Raw genomic sequence first — 24,370 nt, forward strand, 5'->3', positions numbered from 1 at the left:
ATGTATCAAGTAAATTTTTTATCTTGGCGACATCAGCTGATTGCCCGTAAAAAACGGCAATTTTTGATTTTATTCCTAGCTGCGAGCTGTGTTGTGATTATGGTACTTGCCTATTTCATCTCATATCAACAATCAGAATACCAACGATTGCAATTCAGCAAAGCCCAGCTTCAGCAACAGGCTACGCAAAATCAGCAATTAATCCAGTCAATAACGAAAAAACAAACTCAACTCAAAGAGTTAGTTGCTAGGCAGCAACTATTTGATAAACAAACTGAAAGCAATCTTTCACTATTAAATTTCTTCCAGCAACTTCCAGAGCTCACACCGAAAAAAAGTTGGTTATCTGGGTTTTCACTCAAAGATAATCAAGTGGAAATAAAAGCCAATAGCTATGATTTTCGGGATATTAGTCAATTGGTTGTTCAATTAGAAAATAGTCAGTTATTGAATAAAATACAGCTCGTCAAAATGGGAAAAATAAAAGAGATTAACTATTTACATTTAAGTGCAAATTACCAGGAGAGTAGCGATGAATGAAATTTCTTCTACCTTTTGGTATCGCTCATTCTGGCAACGAATATTACCTATTTGGATAATAGCAATATTGAGTTTAATCGCTTACTTTCAATTTTATTGGCAAGAGACTAATCAACAATTAATTACATTACAAAACGATATTCAACGTATCGCCATTGACGTACAGCAGAGCAACAGCACATTGCGTCAATCATCATCGCTGCATCAGCTTCAATTGCAAATAGAAGAAATCAAACAAAAATTGAGTTTATCGACACAAAGCTCATCAAAATTTATCGCCCATTTACAACATATTATTGCTAATGCTGATGTTGTTCTTCATCGATTACACCCCTCAATAAATGACACCAACAATGAAAAATACTACACCATTGAGGTGCAAGGTAATTACACACAAATTTATCGATTCATTCATGCGCTCATATCACCCTCATCCCATCAAACAGGGCTTTTTTCAGGTGTTATGTTTAAAACCAATAATGGATATTTAACTGCGACACTTGCCATTTCATTTATCAAGGATGATATTAAAAATGAACAATAAATTAATTCTTACCGCTGCCGTTATCTTTCTTATTACCTTCCAGACGTTGGCGCAAGAGATACGCGATCCTTTTATCCCACTAACAGAAACTAGTAACGAGCCAATTTTGGTTAATCCAAGTGTCATCCATAAAGCCCCCGAAAACCCAATCACCGAAAAAATTATTAAGTTAATTTCAATGAACGCTGACGATGCTCTGCAACAATTAAAACAAATGGGTTCTTCTTTATTATCCAATGAGGGTATTGCCAGCAGTCACTCCGCGACAAATAGCTTAATTATCAAGGAAACTAAAACACGATTAGATTTGATTGAAGAATGGTTGAAACAATTGGATGTTCCTAGACAACAAGTCCAGATTACTGCCCATATTATTAGTAGCAGTCGCACTGCACTTCAACAACTAGGCCTAGAATGGGGAATGTTATCGGGAAGTCCAAGTAATGGCCGTTATCAACGCTATAATCGTTACGACGGTGCATCAGGCCAATTTAACTTCAATTTGCTTCGACTCGGCGAGGGGCTATTAGAACTGAAGCTTAATGCACTAGAAAAAGCTAATTTACTCTCGATTATTGCTAGTCCACGGCTTATGGCCTCTCATAAACACCCGGCTAGCATTCAACAAGGGACTGAAATTCCCTATGTCACCAGTACAGAAAAAAAAACGCATGTACAATTCAAAGACGCCGTACTCGGCATGGAGGTGACACCCACTATTTCACGAGGTGAACAAGTCGAATTACGACTTAAAATTAGTCATAACTCACCTGATACCGCATTAACAACTAGCGAAAGTCATCATTTAGCTATAAATAAACAAGAAATAGCGACATCTGTAACTATTCGAAATAACGAGACCCTAATCCTCGGTGGAATTTTTCAACAAAAGCAAGAGAAAACGGAAACAGGCTTACCTTTCCTTTCTGATATTCCTTTTTTAGGTAAATTATTTATAAACTCAAGCGAACACATTGATCGTAGAGTTCTTGTGGTTTTTATCACCCCTAAGCTGGTCAATATTTAGGTCAAAAAAAATAATATATATACTTCAACTAGTTAAATGAATATAATGCGAATATAAGCAGATAAAATTATTTTTTATGTCATAAACCTGCCGGATAAATTTGACGCTGACGCCGTTTTAGCATACAAGGTTATCCATTGAGTGTTCTAGCTATCGGTAGATTAAAGAACAAGCTATCAGCCGCTTATAAAATAGTCGCAATATATTTGCACTATTAATTAACAGGTAAACAGCTCCTTTATTGGTACTGCTTTTCCGTTAAAACTTATATTGAACAAAGCGTTAGGCAGCATAGACAGCATAATTAAAGAAACCAGTAACATCGAATGTGGCACTTTGTTCGCTTAGTGCCATATTTATATAGTTGCAATTCAGGTTGATGTATTGAGATAATTTTCTTATCTGATCTCACTTATCACCATGAGGTTTCAGTTTAGGTCCCGTCGCTAATTTGATTGGCGGGGCGGGTTATCATTAACGATTAATCGTAGTAATACCAAAAAACATGGCAGAGAAACGAAATATCTTTCTAGTTGGACCTATGGGTGCCGGCAAAAGCACTATTGGTCGTCAATTGGCTCAACAGCTTAATATGGAGTTTTTCGACTCTGATCACGAGATTGAAAAACGTACAGGCGCAGATGTAGGCTGGGTCTTTGACCTAGAAGGCGAGGAAGGCTTCCGCGATCGGGAAGAGAAAATCATCAATGAGCTTACTGAAAAACAAGGCATCATACTTGCAACGGGTGGCGGTTCAGTAAAATCGAAAGAAACTCGCAATCGCCTTTCAGCTCGTGGTGTTGTTGTGTATCTCGAAACTAACATAGAGAAACAGCTGACTCGAACTCAACGTGATAAAAAACGTCCATTATTGCAAGTGGATGAACCTGCACGTGAAGTTCTTGAGAAATTAGCATCAGAACGTAACCCGATGTATGAGGAAATTGCTGACATCACGATTCATACAGATGAGCAAAGCGCTAAAGTAGTTGCTAGCCAAATCATCGAGTTGTTAGAAAAAAGCTAGGGACTGTTGATCTTTCAGGGTCAATTATTGTTCTAAATAAAGCGTTTTAATCAAGGTGAGAGGTTTGCCTCTGAGTAATTAAGGCATCACGCCTCTCACCACAGAACAAAACGTTTTTTTAATTGAACCCTTAGGGCAGATTTTGTCAGATGTTTAGCGTTAAAAAAGTATGTTGAATCGACCCTGTATTCATATGTATTTTTTTATTAAATGCTAGCGCTACAAATCGCTTTAAATCGGCTCAAAAGGTTAACAAACCTTAATTAAACATTGTGTTATCAGTAATGGCTATAAGGTAAAGCAACATGGAAAAAGTCACTGTTACTCTGGATGAACGCAGTTATCCAATCACCATTGCTCCGGGTCTTTATAGCCAACCTGATGCTTTTTGGCCGCTAAAAGCGGGTCAACGAGCTCTGGTTGTAACCAATGAAACACTTGCGCCTATCTATCTCGATAAATTTACTCATGCCCTTGAAGCATTAGGGGTAAAGGTAGATTCAATCATTTTGCCGGACGGTGAGCAGTACAAATCCTTGTTCATTATGAACGATGTTTTTACCGCTTTACTTGAAAAGCACCATAATCGTGATACCACTCTCATCGCTCTTGGTGGTGGTGTTATTGGCGACTTGACTGGCTTTGCGGCAGCAAGCTATCAACGTGGTGTTCGTTTTATCCAAGTACCTACCACCTTATTGTCGCAAGTCGACTCCTCCGTCGGTGGAAAAACAGCCGTTAACCATCCTTTAGGCAAAAATATGATCGGGGCTTTTTATCAACCCGCATCAGTCATTATTGACCTTGATTGTCTAAGAACTTTACCTAAAAGAGAACTCTCTTCAGGACTTGCTGAGGTTATCAAATATGGCATCATCCTTGATGGCGAATTTTTTAACTGGCTAGAAGAGAACATAGATGCGTTGATGGCATTGGATAATCAGGCAATGGCATACTGTATTCGTCGTTGTTGTGAATTAAAAGCGCAAGTTGTTGCTGCGGATGAAAAAGAAACCAGTGGCTTACGAGCACTACTTAACCTCGGCCATACTTTTGGCCATGCGATTGAAGCACATATGGGTTATGGCGTTTGGCTCCATGGTGAAGCCGTTGCTGCGGGTATGGTCATGGCAGCAAAAACAGCTGAACTTATCGGTACATTCACGACACAACAAACACAACGCATTATTGATCTACTTGTTCGTGCGGGATTACCTGTCACAGGTCCAGCACAAATGAAACCCGATGACTATTTACCCCACATGATGCGAGATAAAAAAGTCATCGGTGGCAAACTGCATTTGATTTTACCTACTACTATCGGTCATTCAGAAATTCGTTCAGATATTGAAATGCAAACTGTTAAGGACGCGATATCTTCCTGCTTACCTCAAAACTAATCGTATTTGTATAATTTGACTGCCGGAAACAGATAAAAACATTAAGATAATCTGATGTTTTAAAATGTTTCTGGCAGATATGTCTTAAAATCGTTAAATTATAGGTCGCGTCTAAAGTTTCGAGTTACAACATTCGCTCAAACACTTAGACTTTTAAGCTTGCAATGTCGAGAAGATGTTAATCACGTAAAAACGATATGGCTAAAGGAACTATCCTTTACTAGATTGCAGGTATACACTATTTACTCGTGAAGAGACTGTAATGAAAAGAGATATTTTATCTCAATTACAAGGCAATATTTATTCGGGAGGGCAAAATGGACGAATTTAAACCAGATAATCAGCCTAAAGCGCAAAATGATTTACGGCCTGATACATCCGACAGACCAACAGGTCGGAGCCGTCCATCACCTTCAGTAAAACCTAAGCTAACACTCTCACGCCAACATATTATGATTGGGGTCGGTGTACTGGTATTACTGTTATTGATTATTGCCATTAGCTCTGCCTTAAAAGCTCCTACAGAACATGAAAAACAACAAATCGATACGTCATCCACCGAACGTAACATCGATTTATCAGGTTCTTCATCGCTAAGCTCTAATCAAGGCCAAACCCAAGAAATAAATATGCCTCCAGTGAGTTCAACGCCAACGCAAAGCGAACCACTACCGCAACAGAATTATGGTGAACGGATTGAAATTCCGGGTGATGTAGCAGATGCTCTGAACCAAGGCCAATCGGCTAGCCAAGGTGTAGCAAGCACCTCACAAGAGCAGAATATCGCACCACCACCGATAACATCGTCGCAACCTGTGCAAAAACCACAAACAGCGCCTGTGAAACCGGAAAAAATACCAACAAAACCTGTAGAAACAAAACAACCGGTGCAAACTAAGCAACCGGCAAAAACAACTAATGCGACAAATAATCAAAGTGGAAATTTAATGGTAGCTCCTGCAGGTAGCTACACATTACAATTAAGCAGTGCAAGCCGCTCAGATACACTAGAAGCTTTCGCTAAACAGCATAAACTGAATAATTATAAAGTTTATAAAACAGTCCGAAATGGGCAAACTTGGTATGTTCTGATACACGGTAACTATCGCTCTGTGAATGATGCTAAAAGTGCAATATCTGCTCTTCCAGCAGACATTCAAGCGAAAAAACCATGGGTAAGAAATATGAAGCAAGTTCAACAGGATCAAAAATAATAACGTTTTATCGCGGGCGCATTATGCTGTCCTGACAGAGAGCTCAATGGGTTCTCTAAACGTTTGTAACAATAAGACGGCATGAAAAAAACACGCGCTTTTTTGAAATGGGCTGGCGGTAAATACCCACTTGTGGAAGATATTAAAAAACATCTTCCACAAGGTGATTGCCTGATCGAGCCTTTTGTTGGAGCAGGTTCTGTTTTCCTGAACACCAGCTATGATTCTTATATCCTAGCTGATATCAACAGTGACCTTATTAATCTCTACAACACTGTAAAATACCGTACTGATCCCTTTATTGAAGAAGTACGTCAACTCTTTACGCCTGAATTTAATACCTCAGAACATTATTACCTTAGGCGTACCGAATTTAACTTGTCCTCTGACCCTATCAAGCGCAGCGTATTGTTTCTATACCTGAATCGACATTGTTATAATGGGTTATGTCGCTATAACTCAAAAGGTGAATTTAACGTCCCTTTTGGCCGTTATAAAAAGCCTTACTTTCCTGAAGAAGAGTTATTATGGTTTGCGGATAAAGCGCAAAAAGCCACATTCGTTACTCAAAACTATGAAAACACACTGTTATCAGCAGAGTCAGGCTCCGTTATTTACTGTGATCCTCCGTATGCTCCACTATCGGAAACAGCAAACTTTACGGCGTATCATACAAACTCATTTAGTGCACAAGAACAACAAAATCTCGCTAAATTGGCTCACTATTTGTCATCAGATCGCAAAATTCCAGTTCTGATTTCAAATCATGATACTCCCGCGACACGGGAATGGTATCATCAAGCCAAATTACATATAGTCAAAGTGCGTCGAACTATCAGTCGGAATATACTTAACCGTAATAAAGTCAATGAATTACTCGCTTTATACAATGAAGAACCCATTAATAAGCTGACTAAAAAAACTGAAAAGACAAGCACCAAGCGCCTATCGTCCGGTGTGGAATGACTCTCAGGTAACGTTTAAATAATCGGAGACAATAATGAAAGATTTTCTCATTGCCCCATCTATTTTATCTGCAGATTTTGCCCGTTTAGGCGAAGATACCGCAAAAGTGTTAGCTGCAGGCGCAGATATTGTGCATTTTGACGTTATGGACAATCATTATGTCCCTAACCTCACCTTCGGTGCGCCTATTTGTAAAGCATTACGTGACTATGGTATTACCGCACCGATTGATGTGCACTTGATGGTGAAACCCGTAGACAGAATTATTCCTGATTTTGCTAAAGCAGGCGCAAACCATATCAGCTTCCATGTTGAAGCGAGTGAACACGTCGACAGAACCTTACAGCTGATTAAAGAGCATGGTTGTACCGCAGGCTTAGTCTTTAACCCTGCCACACCGCTTATCCATCTTGAGCATGTAATGGATAAACTCGATATGATCCTACTCATGTCGGTTAACCCGGGCTTTGGTGGACAATCATTTATTCCTGAGACGCTAAATAAATTGCGCCAAGTCCGTAAATTGATTGACGAGAGCGGTTATGATATTCGCTTGGAAATTGATGGCGGCGTTAAGATTGATAACATTGCGGAAATTGCAGCAGCAGGTGCAGATACCTTCGTTGCAGGATCAGCTATTTTTGGTCACCCAGATTACAAGACCGTCATTGATAAAATGCGTAAAGAATTACAAAAGGTATCTCAATGACACAACCAAATTTAGAAAACATTAAAGCTATCGCTTTTGATTTAGATGGCACCCTTATAGATAGTGTGGGCGGGCTAGCTGAGGCACTAGATAAGGCGTTGGAAGAACAAGGTTTCTCTCCCGCTGGTAAAGAGCGAGTTTCCATTTGGGTTGGAAATGGTGCCGATGTGATGGTTGAACGTGCCCTAACATGGGCAGGTGCCACTATTACCCCTGAGTTACGCCAAGCAACACGTCAAAGCTTTGATAAATTCTATGCAGTCTCTGTGACAACGGGTAGTGAACTATTCCCTGAGGTCAAAGAAACCCTCGATAAGCTTGCTCAGCATGACTTACCTATGGCAATTGTTACAAATAAGCCAACACCGTTTATCGCCCCTCTACTTAAAAAATTAGGCATCGAAAACTATTTTTCGCTCGTGCTTGGTGGTGATGACGTTAAAGAAAAAAAACCGCATCCAGCCCCTTTGTATCTCACTATGGGTAAATTTGGTTTGCGTAAAGAGGAATTACTTTTTGTCGGTGATTCCCGTAATGATATTATCGCAGCACAAAGTGCACAATGCCCCTGCGTTGGTCTGACCTATGGTTATAACTATGGCGAGTCCATCGCGTTAAGTGAGCCTGACTGTGTATTAACACAATTTTCAGATATCCTGCCGATCATCGGCTTATCTGACTCAAAATAATTAAAGGATCGAGACAGAAATGAGTAAACCCACTGAAAAACAAAAGCAATCCCAGAAACCTATCGTATTCAGCGGCGCACAGCCTTCCGGTGAATTAACCATCGGTAACTATATGGGTGCGCTGCGTCAGTGGGTACAGATGCAAGATGATTATGACTGCATCTACTGTATCGTTGACCAACATGCGATTACGGTTCGTCAAGATCCGCAAGAACTGCGCAAAAGAACTCTCGATACTCTCGCTCTATACCTTGCTTGCGGAATTGACCACGAAAAAAGTACTATCTTTGTTCAGTCACATGTACCACAACACGCACAACTGAGTTGGGCATTAAACTGCTACACCTATTTCGGCGAACTGAGCCGCATGACGCAGTTTAAAGATAAATCAGCACGCCACTCAGAAAACATTAACGCAGGTTTATTTGATTATCCAGTGTTGATGGTTGCGGATATTCTGATCTACCAAACTAATAAAGTACCTGTTGGTTTTGACCAAAAACAACACCTTGAATTGAGCCGTGATATTGCACAACGCTTTAACGCTATTTATGGTGATATTTTCACTGTACCAGACCCTTTCATCCCAACTGGTGGTAGTGCTCGTGTGATGGCATTACAAGACCCTACGAAGAAAATGTCTAAATCAGATGAAAATAGCAATAACCGAATTGCCTTATTAGAAGATCCAAAATCTGCAGCAAAAAAAATCAAGCGTGCAATGACTGATTCAGAAGAGCCGCCTCGTGTTATTTATGATATCGAAAACAAACCAGGCGTTTCAAACCTGTTAGATATTCTGTCTGCTATCAAGGGCAAAGCTATTCCAGAGCTGGAAGCTGAATTTGAAGGTCAGATGTATGGCCATTTAAAGGGTGCAGTGGCTGATGCCGTTTCTGACATGCTGACTACGTTACAAGAGCGCTATCATCACTTCCGTAATGATGAAGCATTGCTCAATAAAATTATGCATGAAGGTGCAACTAAAGCAGGCGCTCGTGCACAAGAAACATTGGATAAAGTCTACGACGCTATCGGCTTTGTTAAACGCCCATAATTGTAATATTTAAAAGCAGGGGTAGCTTTCTCCCCTGCTTTTTCAATTAAATAGCCAGTCTTTTTTAGCATTTCAGTTCTATACTTTATATATCCACCCGCATTCAGTGAATGGGGCATATAAAACTTATGCTAAATTCAAAATAGATAAAATAAGCCAATCTAGCGAGATTTCAATAATCAACGTTGTGTATCTAATTGTTCATTATTTTTTAAGACTTCCTGCGCCTTGCTATGGCTTTCAATCAACAATTGGTAAGCAGGGAAAACTTGCGTATAAACCTGCGCCCACTCAGCAGGATCTCCATTTTTCCATGTTTGTTGCAGTTCAGAAACAACAGCACCAGTATCCATAGGAACTACACCCACCTGTACAACACGAGCTAAGGTGATTTCTTGTGCCATTTTACTGTAAGTACCTGATGCATCAACCACTACAAACACTTGGTAACCATCAGCAACGGCACTAATCGCTGGAAATGCCATACAAATACTGGTGAGAGTTCCAGCAATAATAACCTGTTTCTTACCTGTTGCTTTAACAGCTGCAACAAACTCTGGATTATCCCATGCATTGATTTCACCACGACGCGCAATATATTGTGCGTGTGGAGCATTCTGATGAATCTCTGGGATTAATGGGCCATTAGGGCCTTGTGGTACAGAAGCGGTTGTGATCACAGGAATATTCGCCAAGGATGCCACTTTCGCCAATACTGCCGCTCTAGTACGAAGTTCAATCGTGGGTATATCACCAACAGTCTGGAACAAACCACTTTGGTGATCAATCAATAGCATTACCGCGTCATCAGGATTAATAACAGGACGTTGTCCATTAAAATTTGCAGGAGCACTCATAATTAAACCTCTTCATTAATTAAAAAACAGCGATTGATAAAGATAATAATAGAACAATAATAACTGACTGCTTTCTGTCCACTGATAGTAACGCATAGATTCATTGCTGATTAGTCTGGATTTCAAGAAACATTGTTCTATAAATAGAATAATCAAAATAACCACCATTGTTCTATTAATGAAACAATAAAACCTGCTTTTGACACTACTGCTGATTGCTTTATTCGATTATTCTGCATTCATCAAAACAGATTATCGGAGCATAACCATGAAAAAAATCATTGGTATTTATCAAGCACCTCGTGGTCATTGGGTAGGTGATGGCTTCCCTGTTAGTTCAATGTTTAGCTACAGCAACCACGGGAAATATCTGAATCCATTTTTACTGCTAGATCGAGCGGGTCCAACTGATTTCCCGCCTTCAACTGAAAAAAATAGAGGTGTTGGTGAGCACCCACACCGTGGTTTTGAGACAGTAACGATTGTCTATAGCGGTGAAGTTGCACACCATGACTCAACCGGTAAAGGTGGTGTGATTGGCTCTGGTGATGTGCAATGGATGACAGCAGCATCCGGTATTTTGCATCAGGAGTACCATTCTGATGACTTTATGAAAACGGGTGGAACATTGGATATGGTGCAATTGTGGGTTAACTTACCTGCAAAAGATAAATCAGCATCACCGGGGTATCAATTACTGAAAAGTAATGATATTCCGAATATTGCATTACCAAATGAAGCTGGCACATTGCGCGTTATCGCAGGTGACTATTTAGGCCATCAAGGCGCTGCTCATACCTTTACACCTCTTGATGTTTGGGATCTGCAATTAAATAAAGGAAAAACGGTTGGATTACAGACCAAAGTGGGTCGTCATATTGGTCTGGTCATCTTACGAGGATCTATAATTGTCGATGGAAGAGCGAATTTGAATGAAGGTGAATTAATTATTCTAGATGATAGTGAAAGTAATATTATTCTAGAAGCCACGGATGATGCTTTAGTGCTGCTGTTAAGTGGTGACCCGATTGATGAGCCAGTGGTTGGTCATGGACCTTTTGTCATGAATAGCCATCAAGATATTAAAGATGCTATCGATGACTTCAATAGCGGTAAGTTTGGCCGTATAGCAGAAACTCATTAGCCTCAGCACTGACCCTAAGAAATTAGGGTCAGTCTCATTCGCTAATAACTCAATCATTATTAAGACGGAAAATAAAACCACGCTGTTTTAATAAGATTATTTTCAACTTCAAAAACGGCAACGCTCTCTATTGGTTCAGAGGATAATCCATAAATCCTTTCATAATCAAAGACTTTATTGCCTAACACCATTCTTGAGATTAATTCAGCCTTTAGCTTTGGGTTATTAAAGCGGTGTTGCGTATAAAACTCTTTGAGTGGCACTTTACCAACCATTGTCGCGATTTCAGTTGGCATTCTATAGGCTTTAAAATCTTCACTAAAACATGCCATAAAGGTGTCGATATCATGGGCATTATAGGCTTCAAACTGTGCTTGAACGGGTAACGCTACAGACATGCCGAACCTCACCAGTGAGTTTTTATTCACTTATATAGCATTTAAATTCTGCTGTCGAACTATTTAATCTCGACAAATATAGATGCCGCTATTTCACCGTAGAGGAAATATTATCAGCTAAATAATTTAGGAATAATTGAACAGCGGGTAGTAATCCTTTGCGTGATGGATAAACCGCATGAATAATATCTTCAGGGAAATACCATTGCGGCAAGAGAGCAATAAGCTCACCCGATTTTAACCCATCTTCAACCACACCAAATGGTAAACGCGTAATCCCTAATCCTTTCAATGCAGCCTTGTACAAGGTCAATATATCCGTTGTGACTAATTTAGGCTCAAAATGATGTGTAAAAGTTAATTCCTCACTATTTTTCAATGTCAGTGTATAATTTTCTGAATGTTCAGCATTCGCTAATATCGGGTAATCCATTAAATCTTCAGGATGTTGAGGTTGCCCATGTTGTTTAAACAATAATGGGCTAGCGACTAACATACGCCGCGAATAACCCAATACTTTCATGGTTAGCCCTGAATCATCTAATGGTAATGAACGAACACGTAATGCCAAATCTAACCCTTCACTAATCACATCAACTGAGCGATTGACCGCTAAAATGTGTATCTTGACATCAGGATATTTCACCATGAAATCCACCAGCAAATCTTGTATGTACACTTGCAGTAAGGCGACTGGGCAAGATAATTTAATCGTACCTTTTGGGTGTACTTGAACAGAGCAAATCAACTCTTCCGCAATTTCAGCTTCTTCAATCACGTTTTTGCACTGTTTATAGAAGATTTGCCCAATTTCAGTGACATGAAATTGTCGGGTCGAGCGGTAAATCAATGAAACATTGAGCTTTTGTTCAAGGTCAGCAATACGACGACTGAGCTTAGATTTTGGTATTCCAAGCGCGTGGCTTGCTTGCGAAAAGCCACCGTGTTCAACCACTTTGACATAATAATAGAAGTTATTGAGATCATATCGCATCATTATTATCCTTTATTTTAGCTACACTTCTCAAAAAAACAGCTATCTCACTGAAAATGAAACAAATAAAACCAATCACATAAGTTAATAACATCAATGATAACATCCAAATAAAGCAACATCGCTAAAAAAGTGATTAGGCTTATTTACGTTACGGAATAATTTTCATGATGATTAAATCAATGCTCAGTTAAAAATCACTTGAATAAGGGTCGTTGCATTTTGTTTTGATTGTTTTGATGCCACTTACCCGTTAACCAAACAAATAGTCTCGCCATCGAAACAACTCGTTGCCTGCTCAGCTGGAAAATCAACTACAGTAGCTATTCGGCAATGGAGGTTTCTATGTACCGCGCATTATGGGCTTTACTTCGCCCTTATCAATTTGTTTTAGCTTTAGCATTGATTCTACAAACGGTTGCAGGCATTAGCTCACTCGTCCCATGGATTGCCATTAGCCAAATAGCGATTTCACCCACAGAGAACAGTAATACTTGGGTGATAATGGCGTTTCTTGGTGGAGCAATTTGGCTTATTTGCCAAACCCTTGCACTACATCTGACTCATCAAACAGATAACCAACTTTGCTACCATTTACGAATCAAGATTCTCGATAAGCTTAACAATCTGCCATTGAGCGAGTTTACACATTCAGGTAAAGAGGGTATTCAACAGATTGTCGATCGCGATGTGCGTTTGTTACATCAGCTCACCGCCCATGCGCCTGCTGATATAGCTCAACTGATTGTCGTTCCTATCACTGCGTCATTGATTTTACTGTGGTCGAATGGGTTATTACTGCTTTTTTGTCTACTACCTCTAGCCATTACGTTTTATCTATTCCACCAGCTACGCGCTAAACGTTATCAGCCACTTTTTACCGCTCGCGATCAAACCATGGGGCATTTATATCAACAGTTTACTGAGTTTGCGGATAATCCCCTTCTAGCAAGGCAATATCCAGGTAGATCGATTGAGCGCTCAGTGACACAAGCGCTATCAGCTTGTTTGCAAGCATTTAATCGCTGGATAAATAAAATTGGTGCATTCAGCTCACTCACTCAAATAGGGATTAGCACGACGTTGCTCACTCTGTGGGTGATCATAGGCACTTTTGTGTTACCTATCTCTGTTTCGTTGCCTCAGATAGTGCTATTTATCCTACTAATGCACACAATTACAGCACCTATTGCCGCAATGGGACATGGCGCAGATGCATTAAATCACGCTGTGGCTGCCTCAGAACGTATTCGCCATTTTCTTAATCAACCTGAAATGCAATACGGTGATAAGTCACTGCAAGGTGCATATTGTTCACTGAACATCAAAAATGTGGGTTTCCAACTGCAAGATAAAACCTTGTTATCAGATATTAATCTCACCATTCCACAAGGCCAGTTTATCGCTATTGTCGGGGCTTCGGGTGCAGGTAAAAGCACATTACTACAGCTGATGGCGCGATTTCTTGATCCAACAAGCGGCAGTTTATCGTTGGATACCATCAATCTTACCGAGTTATCGCTAATAGGGCTAAATCAACAAGTGGCGATTGTGATGCAAAATACTCAACCTATGCCTTGTTCACTCAAAGAAAACCTTCAATTGTTCGCACCAGATTCAACAGAAGCCGAAATAATCGATTATCTCGAAAAATTGAATCTCTTAGCCCGCATTCAACAGCTGCCAAAACGATTAGATAGCATTGTAGGCCACGATATCACCTTATCCGGTGGGGAAGCTCAAAGATTAGCTATTGCACGCGCCCTACTCTCCACAGCCCCCATACTATTACTCGATGAACCCACTTCAGCCCTTGATCCGCAAAATGCTGAGCTATTTTTTGAATTATTGGAAAATGAAAAACGAACACGCATCTTGATCACACACGATCTTACTTGTTTATCACGATCAGACTCAGTGGTCTTAATGGATAACGGAAAAGTGATTGCTCAAGGGAAACACCACCAATTATCCGAACGAGTTCCACAGTATCAACAGTTACTGGGCTCATTAGAGGAAATAGTATGATGAGGTTGTTGTTGAGTACCGTTCGCGGTGCTCTCTCATGGATGCTATTGGCTGCCATATTAGAGGGTATAAGCGGGCTACTGCTGGTGCCTGTAATTATCAATTGGGGATCAGGGGAGTTAACTCCATTACTCTGGCTTATCGTGTGTAGTTTAGTTTCATTGACTGTCACCTTTATTGCCACGCAAAAAGGCTATTTAGCTGGAGGCATTGTGATGCGCTATTTGACCAATGCACTCATTCACCATTTACCCATCTCACTAAGGCCCATTTCATCCGCAAGTAGCCTAGTTTCTGGACCTGTAACGCATATGATGGCAATACCTGCCCACTTACTTTCTCCGATTATTCGCGGTGTCGTGACACCTTTAACCGTGATAATGGGCGCATTGCTTTATGATTTTTGGTTGGGGGGATTATTGCTAGTTATTGGGTTAGCTTTACTGGTTATTTTACGTTTTTCTGCCAACCAAGTTTCACTCGCTGAAAAACAAATGCATCTTTCTCAACAACAGGTGGTGGATTCATTAGGTCACTTTGCCGTCCACCAGCCATTGATTCGTCGAGCAGGTATCAGCCATCAAGAGCAGCAGAGCCTCAAGCAAAACTTGACTCAGCAGTACCAAACTCAAAAGCAACTACAACGCCGTAGCTTGCCTTTTCATCTTCTTTTCTCATTATCTATCCAAGTCACTTTTATTGGGTTACTTGCTGCGGGTCTTTTCTCTGTTAATCATAATGGGATCACACTCAATATGTGGTTAGCGGGTATGCTGCTTCTCGCACGTTTTATAGAACCATTGTGGCTACTGTCCCACTTGGACCAAGCATTGCGCCAAGCAAAAAAATCGCTTAATCAACTCATAGATGCATTATCCACACCTGAACTCATATTTATGCGTAGCTCACAGTCACCATCCAACAATATCGTCAATTGTGCAGAATTATCGCACTTTACGAAGGATGGAAAACAGTTATTAAAATCGCTCAATTTAACCTTTGATGAAAAAAAGCTAACGGTAATTGTTGGGGAGTCCGGTGCTGGCAAAAGTACCTTATTAAACCTACTTGCTCGCTTGCAAGATCCCACTCAAGGTGCTGTTTATTATGGCGATAAAAATATTGCTCAGTTATCACAAGAAGTGCTTTGCCGAAAACGAGGAATTTTATTTCAAGATAGTCATTTGTTTCGAGGAAGCCTACGCCAAAATTTAATGGCTGGCTCAAATAATATTGATGACCGAGAGATTATCGAGCAACTGAATGAGCTGAATATTAACGCGGATAATGCATTACTTGATGCGGATGTCGGCTCAGACGGGCAGATTTTTTCTGGCGGTCAGCGGCAGCGTTTATGTATTGCTCGGTTACTATTGAGCCATCCTGATATTATTTTCATGGATGAACCAACCGCTAATCTTGACCATATCAATACAGCAGCCGTGATTGAAGTACTGAGAAAAGCAATTGAGCAAACACGGATTGTGGTGACACATCAACCGATGTTAGCTCGTCAAGCTGACCATATTATTGTCATGGTTAGAGGTGATGTTATCGACCAAGGTTCACATGATGAACTAATGGCTCGGACGCCTTGGTATCAGCAGTTTATCAATGGAAATTTTTAGTTTGATATCAGCCACGCTTACCAAACAGACGATGGCTGAATTCTTCAATATGACGATGCTCAAGACGGTTTTGCATCGTCAGGCTCCAGCTTGCCGATAAACCTGCTGCTCCTAGCAAACGCTGATAAAGTTCTTCATCAAATGGTGCGTGAAAAGCAATCATAATTGCCTCTTGGACTGACACATCACTATTACGACTCAATAACTTGATTGGTATTTCAGCGCTAACAGAACCCGTTTTTATCACTCGATATAACCAACCGCAACGGCCGTTTTCTTGCATCATTTGGGCAAAATTTTCAACGCCAGTTAAGCCATTAAGTTTGTAGCAAGGGGAACGAGGTTGAGTCACTTGGATACGCGTATCTCCCCACGCAAAAATATCACCTATAAAGACATTATCTTCCGTCATACCGAGGGTTGAGATATTTTCACCGAATGCCGGTGGCGTGAATAATGTCTCGATTTCAGGGTAAGCATTGGCCCAAAATTGATAATGCTCCGCAGGATAATGGCACAGAGCACGGTCAGAGCCACCATGAAAGCGTGTCTCTGCTTGTTCATCACCCTCAAGTCCTAATTGCCCTAACGACAATAAGCCATCAACTTGACGTTTATAGATAGCACTGTTGCCGCATGCTAACGTGGGTTCAACTTTACCAATATAGACTTGGGGATGAATTTTCATTGATAACATACCTTAATAAGAGCTTTAAATTTAGTTAATTCATAATAGCCATTCAACGTTAATATCATAATCTTATTTTGACCAATTCAGAAAAAACTTCAGCCGCTAAAGTAGGCATGATAAGTAGAATAGATGTGTTTGATATTCAAAAATTAAGCTGTTAGTGGCGGAAATAGAGAGGGATTCTAGTGAGTTGCGATATCCGCAATAAAAAACAGGTGTCCCCAAAGGGTAACACCTGTTAAGTCATTCTTCAAATAAGGTGATTATTTGGTTTTTTCTGCGAAGCGTTTTGCCGCTTCATCCCAGTTAACCACTGACCAGAATGCTTTGATGTAGTCAGGGCGACGGTTTTGGTATTTCAAGTAATAAGCATGTTCCCACACATCTAGACCCAAAATTGGGTAGCCAGATGCACCAGAGATAGCTTCACCCATCAGCGGGCTATCTTGGTTAGCGGTAGAAACAACAGCTAATTTACCGTCATCTTTCAGAACCAGCCAAGCCCAGCCAGAACCGAAACGTGTAGCCGCCGCTTTTTCAAATAAGTCTTTGAATGCGTCAACGCTGCCGAAATCGCGTTCGATAGCCGCTTTTAGATCACCACTCAGTTCTGTATCTAACTTCAGACCTTTCCAGAATAGGCTATGGTTTGAGTGCCCACCGGCATTGTTGCGAACAAAAGTACGTTGGTCAGCAGGAACTTTATCCAGCTGTTGAACCAGCACATCAATATCAAGACCGGCTAATTCAGGTAATTTTTCTAACGCAGTGTTAGTGTTATTAACGTAAGTTTGGTGATGCTTGGTGTGATGGATTTCCATGGTTTGCTTGTCGAAATGAGGTTCCAGCGCATCATAAGCATAAGGTAAAGCAGGTAATGTGTAGCTCATTGTGTTGTCTCCAGTGACTATTAATTTACACCCATCATACTTCAAGTTGCCTTCGGCTGCGTATATAAGTTAAACCTGCTATCCAACTCACTATAATTTCTATGATATCCGGATAGCATCGCTATTCACCTAGATACAACTCGAATTATTTAGTCTACCCCACAATAGTTCAAATTGCATGACTGTTGGCGACTTTCAGCTATCCGAGTCACATACCTATGTATGTTTACTAGCTAGTTTCGTTTGCCCCCTACATACACCTTGAATTATTTAGGGTATTTAACGCTATGCCTCTAAATTCTATAACAAAAAGACATAAGGTATAGACTTCAGTAACGTCAAACTTTATAAAAATACATTCATTAATATTTACATTATAGTTATTTTACTGTTAATGAAAATCATTATCAAACCCATGTGATTTGTGTGGCTTTTTTCATTAGCTATCATTGATAGTTAATTTAGCAACTAATACTAATATTAACACCTTTGATTTTCTTTAATATTATAATTTTAAATATAGTTAGATAATTAATCTAAGCTTGCATTTCGCATCAAATGATAATTCTGTTAAATCCATTACAGTTAATACGTGATCTTCCGCGCAAAAGAAAAACAAATTCACACCACCCTCTTTAGTTAACTATTTTTTGACATAGTATTAACATCTGCAAGGAGATAATAATATGACTCAAATAACTAAGCACCCCGTTCCTGCTGAAATTGCAGAAAATGCGCTAATAAACGAACAAGAATATAACAATGAGTACCAACTCTCTATTCAAGACCCAGAAAGATTTTGGGGCGAGAAAGGGAAAATTATCGATTGGATTAAACCATATACCAAAATAAAAAATACTTCCTTCGACCCCGGTCATGTCAGTATTCGCTGGTTTGAAGATGGTACCCTTAATTTAAGTGCTAACTGTTTAGATCGCCATCTAACTGAAAGAGGCAATGAAACCGCGATTATTTGGGAAGGCGATGACCCTTCACAATCAAAACAGGTTACTTACCGTGAACTGCATCATGATGTGAGTCAGTTTGCTAACGTATTAAAGCAACAAGGTATTCGTAAAGGTGATGTTGTCGCAATTTACATGCCGATGGTGGTTGAAGCAGCCGTCGCAATGCTAGCCTGTGCTCGCATTGGTGCGATTCATACCGTCATTTTTGCTGGTTTCTCGCCAGAGGCTGTATCTGGCCGCGTGATCGACTGTAAAGCGAAACTCATCATTACGGCCGATGAAGGCTTGCGTGCTGGCCGCGCTATTCCTCTGAAGAAAAATGTTGATGATGCATTAAAAAATCCGAATGTCACTACCGTCTCAAATGTCATTGTCTACCGCCGTACAGGCAATGTGCCAAGTTGGGTCGAAGGACGTGACTTATGGTGGCATGATGTTATTGAAGGTATCAGTGATGATTGCCCGCCTGAAGAAATGAATGCAGAAGATCCACTATTTATTCTATATACCTCAGGCTCAACGGGTAAACCTAAAGGCGTGGTGCATACCACTGGTGGTTATTTGGTCTACGCAACGCTAACATTTAAATATACCTTCGACTACCATCCTGGTGAGATTTACTGGTGTACCGCTGATGTGGGTTGGGTAACTGGTCATAGTTATCTTCTTTATGGCCCATTATCGAATGGTGCGAAGACATTGATGTTTGAAGGTGTTCCTAACTACCCTGCAGTTAATCGTATGAGCCAAGTGGTTGATAAGCACCAAGTCAATATTCTTTATACTGCTCCAACAGCAATCCGAGCCTTAATGGCTGAAGGTGATAAAGCGATTGAAGGAACAGATCGTAGCTCATTACGCATCCTTGGGTCAGTCGGTGAACCAATCAACCCTGAGGCATGGGAATGGTTTTACAAAAAAATTGGTAATAGTCGTTGCCCAGTGGTCGATACATGGTGGCAAACTGAAACAGGCGGCTTCATGATCACGCCACTTCCTGGTGCAACCATGTTGAAACCTGGCTCAGCAACATTACCATTCTTTGGGGTGCGTCCAGCTCTCGTTGATAACCTAGGTGAACCTTTAGAAGGGATCAATGAAGGTAACCTCGTGATTGTGGATTCATGGCCGGGTCAAGCACGCACTTTATTTGGTGATCATGATAGATTTGAACAAACTTACTTCTCTACCTTTAAAGGTATGTATTTCAGTGGTGATGGTGCCCGCAGAGATGAAGACGGTTATTTCTGGATAACAGGCCGTGTTGATGATGTTTTAAACATTTCTGGCCACCGCTTAGGTACCGCAGAAATAGAGTCGGCATTGGTTTCCCATCCAAAAATTGCAGAAGCTGCCGTTGTCGGTATTCCTCATAATATTAAAGGTCAGGCTATCTATGCTTATGTGACCCTAATTTCAGGGGAAGAACCTTCACCAGAGCTGTATACAGATGTTCGTAATTGGGTACGTAAAGAAATTGGCCCAATTGCAACGCCAGATATTTTACATTGGACGGATTCACTTCCTAAAACTCGCTCCGGCAAGATCATGCGCCGTATCCTTCGTAAAATTGCATCAGGTGATACTAGTAACTTTGGTGATACCTCCACACTAGCAGATCCAGGTGTTGTCGAAAAACTACTCGAAGAAAAACAATCAATGAGTATGTCATAACTCAAAAGGTCGCCTTAATGGCGACCTTACATACATCCCAACAAGATGGTTTACTCTAAATAATTCGAGGTGCAGCTAGGCGACAAGCAAACGAATCACAAGGAGCATACATAAGTATGTGACTAGTGTGAGTGAGCGCAGTCAACAAAGCTGCAACTTGAAGTATGACGAGTATAACAGAGGAGAACTCTGATGAATGCTACTGCTTACGAAAAGGTAGAGAATAACCCTCGCTTTAAAGAATTGGTAAGGAAACGCGGTCGATTTTCATGGTTTCTATCAGCTATTACATTAATACTGTATGTCGGTTTTATCTTTCTTATTGCTTTCGACCCAAGCTGGCTTGGCACGCCTATCACTGAAGGCTCGTATATCACTCGCGGTATTCCCGTTGGTGTAGGGCTTATTGTCATCTCTTTTGTACTCACTGGCATATATGTTATTAGAGCAAACGGAGAATATGATCGTTTAACGGCTGAAATTTTGAAAGAGGTTGAACAATGATAAAACTCCTTCCTATTATCTTATTTTTTGCCTCTTCAATGGCATTTTCAGATGCACTGACAGGTGATGTAGAGCGGCAACCTGTCAATATTGAAGCGATTATCATGTTCTTGTTATTCGTTGGATTCACCCTCTATATCACTTATTGGGCATCTAAAAAAACACGTTCTCGCTCTGATTATTATACCGCTGGCGGTAAAATAACCGGTTTTCAAAACGGAATGGCGATCGCGGGTGACTTTATGTCTGCGGCATCATTTCTTGGGATTTCCGCGCTAGTTTACACGTCGGGTTATGATGGCCTCATCTACTCCATCGGCTTCCTGATTGGCTGGCCAATAATCCTCTTCTTGATTGCAGAACGATTACGTAATCTAGGCCGCTATACCTTCGCTGATGTTGCCTCTTATCGATTAAAACAAAGACCAATAAGAATACTTTCAGCTGTTGGCTCTTTAGTTGTCGTCGCGCTATACCTTATTGCTCAAATGGTCGGTGCAGGGAAGCTCATCCAGTTACTCTTTGGTCTTGATTACCATGTAGCGGTTATTATTGTCGGTCTCCTGATGGTGTTATATGTCCTTTTTGGTGGCATGTTAGCAACAACATGGGTACAGATTATCAAAGCGATTCTGCTACTATCCGGCGCAACATTTATGGCCGTTATGGTCATGAAACATGTCGGATTCAATTTCAATACACTCTTTAAAGAAGCCGTCGAAGTCCATAAAAATGGCATCGCTATCATGAGTCCAGGAGGATTAGTCTCTGATCCAATATCCGCACTCTCTCTCGGATTAGCATTGATGTTTGGTACAGCGGGTCTTCCTCATATCATCATGCGTTTCTTCACCGTTAGTGATGCAAAAGAAGCCCGTAAAAGTGTTTTCTATGCCACTGGGTTTATTGGTTACTTCTATATCCTAACCTTCATTATCGGTTTCGGTGCAATTGTTCTCGTCAGTGTAAATCCTGATTTTAAAGATGCAGCAGGAAAATTGCTCGGCGGAACTAATATGGCAGCAGTACATCTTGCTGATGCTGTTGGAGGGAACTTCTTCCTAGGATTTATTTCTGCTGTCGCATTCGCAACCATACTCGCGGTTGTTGCTGGGTTAACACTAGCAGGCGCTTCTGCTGTTTCTCATGACCTTTACGCTATGGCAGTGAAGAATGGTAAGGCTAACGAGAAAGATGAGCTTCGCGTATCTAAAATTACAGTGGTTGTTTTAGGGCTTGTCGCGATTGGATTGGGTATTTTATTCGAAAACCAAAATATTGCCTTCATGGTTGGTTTAGCCTTCTCTATCGCAGCAAGTTGTAACTTCCCAATCATTCTATTATCTATGTATTGGAAAAAGCTAACAACACGAGGTGCTTTAGCTGGTGGTTGGTTAGGTCTTTCAACCGCTGTGATACTGATGATCTTAGGCCCAACCATTTGGGTTGGTATTCTTCATCATGAGAAGGCTATCTTCCCTTATGAATACCCTGCACTCTTCTCTATGATCGTTGCTTTCGTTGCTTCATGGTTATTCTCAATCACAGATAATTCAGCACAAGGCAAAATGGAAATAGAACGCTTTAGAGAACAATTTGTTCGTTCTCAAATTGGTTTGGGTATCGAAAAAGGTAAGTCACATTAGTTATTAGGCTATCTAAATAGCCAATAAATAGAGCGGTTCGTTTTAGGATGAACCGCTTTTTTAATATACTTATAGCGAATGCAATTAACCCACCTAATAATATATTAGACATTCATCACTAAAGAAGACAAGAAGACAAGAAGACAAGAAGACAAGAAGACAAGAAGACAAGAAGACAAGAAGACAAGAAGACAAGAAGACAAGAAGACAAGAAGACAATATCAGTTTCAATATAAATCACACCAACGTGACATGTCACAATTTTCATTTTATTACATATAAAACATTAAGTTATTAAATAAAAATTAAAATAGCAATAATTAATAAATTGGGCTATAAAAAAGCCATCTTGCTATAACAAAATGGCTGTTGTTAAGTATTGGCCTTCCACCTTTACTTGGCATAAGTTACTTTTTCTGCTTTTACCCATTCGTCGACTAAATCGAGAAATTTAACTGGATTATTTTTTGATTCAGCCTTTAAATTGTCAAATTCAGCTTTATTATTAGGAACATAACTCGATAAAAGTTCATTCAATGACGTTGTTTTATTAGCAAAACGTTCATTCAGATTAAGTTTTTTATAAAGAGTAAATGCCAATACAATACTAATAACAAGCATACCAATCACTGATGCTAGGTTGTAGTCAATATGAAGCCATTGACGTACTGAGTTAAGAAAAAGGAATGGCACAAAAAACATGACTAATAACGAAAGAATGATTGCACCATCTTGCCCATTATTAAATTCATCTTCTTTTTGCCCATTAACTGAAATTATTTTGCTAAACACTTGGCTATTAATCATTTTTTTATTTTTCATTTTATCCACCTTGATAAACAAGATTGTGTTTTCTAGTAAAACAATGCATTAAATTGATTTACTCATATGCTTTTATTTTCTAAAAAAAGTGAAGACTGCATACACTACTTTCTGCGCCCATTTTTCTGTAAATCTAAATCTTGTAATAACCAGCTTACCAGCCTTAACAAGATTACTTATTAGTAGTATATATTTAACTTTTTTCAACATCAATTTAACATTTGTAATCTATTTAAATGCGTAAATAGCTTGAAAATAAGAAAGAAAATAGGAAAAAGAAATAAAGAAGGAGGAAAATCTTTTGTCGATGATTGTTAACGCTATTACTTTATAAGTTGATCTTATTGATATAATTTATTTTAGCGATAGAAATGGTAAGCGTAAAGAAGGCATATTCAGACTATGAAATAACATATTCAACTTTATTTGCTTAACAAAGATATATTGTTAAAATCATCAAATTTGCTAATCAATTATTATTTACTCAAAAATAAAAATCTATCAACTAAAATAAGTCAGCTGTTACTAGCTAGCTTGAATAACAGTGATGCATACATATTGGCATAGCTATTTCACCTGAGTATGGATGCTAGCTTTGGCTCTCTAAACTATTATTATCGAGCATACCAAACGATATATTGGCAATACAAATTACACAAATCCACAACTCTACGCATTAGTACCTGAAAATAAGTGAGCTGTTACTCACTAGTTTGAGTCATGATGATGCATTTATATCGCCAATTCAGCTTGAGTATGGGGCTAGTTTTGATTTTTCTAACGTATTAATCTCACGCGATAGATAAAACAAAACAAGTGAGCTGTTACTCACTAGTTTACATCGTGATAATCCATTCATGCTGTTAATTCGAGCAGGGTAACACGCTAAATATTCACGGGTAAATAGGATGACGGATTAAAGATAAGTCAGAATGAGGGATAAGGGATAAGAG

At 39.8% G+C, this 24,370-nt stretch carries 22 protein-coding genes; 16 read left to right on the top strand and 6 right to left on the bottom strand.

Annotation, left to right across the window (positions count from 1 at the left end; all coding sequences use genetic code 11):
- The 10 genes from OOA_RS15870 (at nucleotide 1) to trpS (ending at nucleotide 9,173) form a co-directional block, all read left to right on the top strand.
- Complete coding sequence (locus tag OOA_RS15870; protein ID WP_008913182.1) at nucleotides 1-540, top strand: PilN domain-containing protein; 540 nt, start codon at nucleotides 1-3, stop codon at nucleotides 538-540.
- Nucleotides 533-1,084, top strand: a complete 552-nt coding sequence (locus tag OOA_RS15875; RefSeq protein WP_008913183.1) for a hypothetical protein — start codon at nucleotides 533-535, stop codon at nucleotides 1,082-1,084. The genes OOA_RS15870 and OOA_RS15875 overlap by 8 nt, the downstream gene beginning before the upstream one ends.
- Nucleotides 1,074-2,111: a secretin N-terminal domain-containing protein gene (locus OOA_RS15880; protein WP_008913184.1), complete on the top strand. Its 1,038-nt coding sequence runs from the start codon at nucleotides 1,074-1,076 to the stop codon at nucleotides 2,109-2,111. The genes OOA_RS15875 and OOA_RS15880 overlap by 11 nt, the downstream gene beginning before the upstream one ends.
- A gap of 505 nt (nucleotides 2,112-2,616) precedes the next feature.
- The gene (gene aroK, locus OOA_RS15885) at nucleotides 2,617-3,138 is read left to right on the top strand and encodes a shikimate kinase AroK (RefSeq protein ID WP_008913185.1); all 522 of its coding nucleotides are present in this window, start codon (nucleotides 2,617-2,619) and stop codon (nucleotides 3,136-3,138) included.
- Between the two features lie 305 nt (nucleotides 3,139-3,443).
- Nucleotides 3,444-4,538 (top strand): 3-dehydroquinate synthase, encoded by a 1,095-nt coding sequence (gene aroB / locus OOA_RS15890; protein ID WP_008913186.1) that lies wholly within the window; start codon nucleotides 3,444-3,446, stop codon nucleotides 4,536-4,538.
- 317 nt (nucleotides 4,539-4,855) lie between these two features.
- Entirely contained in the window at nucleotides 4,856-5,752 is an 897-nt protein-coding gene (locus OOA_RS15895; RefSeq protein WP_008913187.1) for an SPOR domain-containing protein, read from the top strand.
- Between the two features lie 81 nt (nucleotides 5,753-5,833).
- The gene (gene dam, locus OOA_RS15900) at nucleotides 5,834-6,718 is read left to right on the top strand and encodes an adenine-specific DNA-methyltransferase (protein WP_008913188.1); all 885 of its coding nucleotides are present in this window, start codon (nucleotides 5,834-5,836) and stop codon (nucleotides 6,716-6,718) included.
- 34 nt (nucleotides 6,719-6,752) lie between these two features.
- On the top strand, nucleotides 6,753-7,427 hold the full coding sequence (rpe, locus tag OOA_RS15905) for a ribulose-phosphate 3-epimerase (protein WP_008913189.1): 675 nt from the start codon (nucleotides 6,753-6,755) through the stop codon (nucleotides 7,425-7,427).
- Complete coding sequence (locus tag OOA_RS15910; RefSeq protein ID WP_008913190.1) at nucleotides 7,424-8,116, top strand: phosphoglycolate phosphatase; 693 nt, start codon at nucleotides 7,424-7,426, stop codon at nucleotides 8,114-8,116. Before rpe ends, OOA_RS15910 begins: the two co-directional genes overlap by 4 nt.
- Before the next feature lie 19 nt (nucleotides 8,117-8,135).
- Nucleotides 8,136-9,173, top strand: a complete 1,038-nt coding sequence (gene trpS / locus OOA_RS15915) for a tryptophan--tRNA ligase (protein ID WP_008913191.1) — start codon at nucleotides 8,136-8,138, stop codon at nucleotides 9,171-9,173.
- A gap of 179 nt (nucleotides 9,174-9,352) precedes the next feature.
- On the opposite strand, the gene OOA_RS15920 is transcribed toward trpS, so the two are convergent.
- Complete coding sequence (locus OOA_RS15920) at nucleotides 9,353-10,030, bottom strand: hydrolase (protein WP_008913192.1); 678 nt, start codon at nucleotides 10,028-10,030, stop codon at nucleotides 9,353-9,355.
- Between the two features lie 268 nt (nucleotides 10,031-10,298).
- On the opposite strand from OOA_RS15920, the gene OOA_RS15925 reads away from it, so the two are divergent.
- On the top strand, nucleotides 10,299-11,174 hold the full coding sequence (locus OOA_RS15925) for a pirin family protein (protein ID WP_008913193.1): 876 nt from the start codon (nucleotides 10,299-10,301) through the stop codon (nucleotides 11,172-11,174).
- Between the two features lie 59 nt (nucleotides 11,175-11,233).
- On the opposite strand, the gene OOA_RS15930 is transcribed toward OOA_RS15925, so the two are convergent.
- The gene (locus tag OOA_RS15930; RefSeq protein WP_008913194.1) at nucleotides 11,234-11,572 is read right to left on the bottom strand and encodes a nuclear transport factor 2 family protein; all 339 of its coding nucleotides are present in this window, start codon (nucleotides 11,570-11,572) and stop codon (nucleotides 11,234-11,236) included.
- 88 nt (nucleotides 11,573-11,660) lie between these two features.
- Nucleotides 11,661-12,566 carry a LysR substrate-binding domain-containing protein gene (locus tag OOA_RS15935; RefSeq protein WP_008913195.1) on the bottom strand — a complete coding sequence of 302 codons (906 nt, stop codon included), beginning with the start codon at nucleotides 12,564-12,566 and terminating at the stop codon, nucleotides 11,661-11,663.
- Between the two features lie 345 nt (nucleotides 12,567-12,911).
- On the opposite strand from OOA_RS15935, the gene OOA_RS15940 reads away from it, so the two are divergent.
- Both OOA_RS15940 and OOA_RS15945 read left to right on the top strand, forming a co-directional pair.
- The gene (locus tag OOA_RS15940) at nucleotides 12,912-14,594 is read left to right on the top strand and encodes an ABC transporter ATP-binding protein (protein ID WP_008913196.1); all 1,683 of its coding nucleotides are present in this window, start codon (nucleotides 12,912-12,914) and stop codon (nucleotides 14,592-14,594) included.
- Nucleotides 14,591-16,222: an ATP-binding cassette domain-containing protein gene (locus OOA_RS15945; RefSeq protein WP_008913197.1), complete on the top strand. Its 1,632-nt coding sequence runs from the start codon at nucleotides 14,591-14,593 to the stop codon at nucleotides 16,220-16,222. Before OOA_RS15940 ends, OOA_RS15945 begins: the two co-directional genes overlap by 4 nt.
- Before the next feature lie 7 nt (nucleotides 16,223-16,229).
- Here the strand turns inward: OOA_RS15945 and yiiM are convergent, their stop codons facing one another.
- Both yiiM and sodA read right to left on the bottom strand, forming a co-directional pair.
- Nucleotides 16,230-16,910 (bottom strand): 6-hydroxyaminopurine reductase, encoded by a 681-nt coding sequence (yiiM, locus tag OOA_RS15950; RefSeq protein WP_008913198.1) that lies wholly within the window; start codon nucleotides 16,908-16,910, stop codon nucleotides 16,230-16,232.
- A 266-nt stretch (nucleotides 16,911-17,176) separates the two neighbouring features.
- Complete coding sequence (sodA, locus tag OOA_RS15955; RefSeq protein ID WP_008913199.1) at nucleotides 17,177-17,803, bottom strand: superoxide dismutase [Mn]; 627 nt, start codon at nucleotides 17,801-17,803, stop codon at nucleotides 17,177-17,179.
- A gap of 686 nt (nucleotides 17,804-18,489) precedes the next feature.
- Here sodA and acs point away from each other — a divergent pair.
- The 3 genes from acs to actP all read left to right on the top strand — a co-directional run bounded on the left by acs (nucleotide 18,490) and on the right by actP (nucleotide 22,595).
- Nucleotides 18,490-20,445, top strand: coding sequence for an acetate--CoA ligase (gene acs, locus OOA_RS15960; RefSeq protein WP_008913200.1), 1,956 nt, complete (start codon nucleotides 18,490-18,492; stop codon nucleotides 20,443-20,445).
- 192 nt (nucleotides 20,446-20,637) lie between these two features.
- Nucleotides 20,638-20,949: a DUF485 domain-containing protein gene (locus tag OOA_RS15965; RefSeq protein ID WP_008913201.1), complete on the top strand. Its 312-nt coding sequence runs from the start codon at nucleotides 20,638-20,640 to the stop codon at nucleotides 20,947-20,949.
- Nucleotides 20,946-22,595, top strand: coding sequence for a cation/acetate symporter ActP (gene actP / locus OOA_RS15970; protein ID WP_008913202.1), 1,650 nt, complete (start codon nucleotides 20,946-20,948; stop codon nucleotides 22,593-22,595). Before OOA_RS15965 ends, actP begins: the two co-directional genes overlap by 4 nt.
- Nucleotides 22,596-22,988: 393 nt before the next feature.
- Here actP and OOA_RS15975 read toward each other — a convergent pair whose 3' ends face one another.
- Nucleotides 22,989-23,417, bottom strand: coding sequence for a hypothetical protein (locus tag OOA_RS15975; RefSeq protein WP_008913203.1), 429 nt, complete (start codon nucleotides 23,415-23,417; stop codon nucleotides 22,989-22,991).
- Nucleotides 23,418-24,370 lie beyond the last annotated feature (953 nt).

The organism is Providencia burhodogranariea DSM 19968 (assembly GCF_000314855.2).
GTDB lineage: Bacteria > Pseudomonadota > Gammaproteobacteria > Enterobacterales > Enterobacteriaceae > Providencia > Providencia burhodogranariea.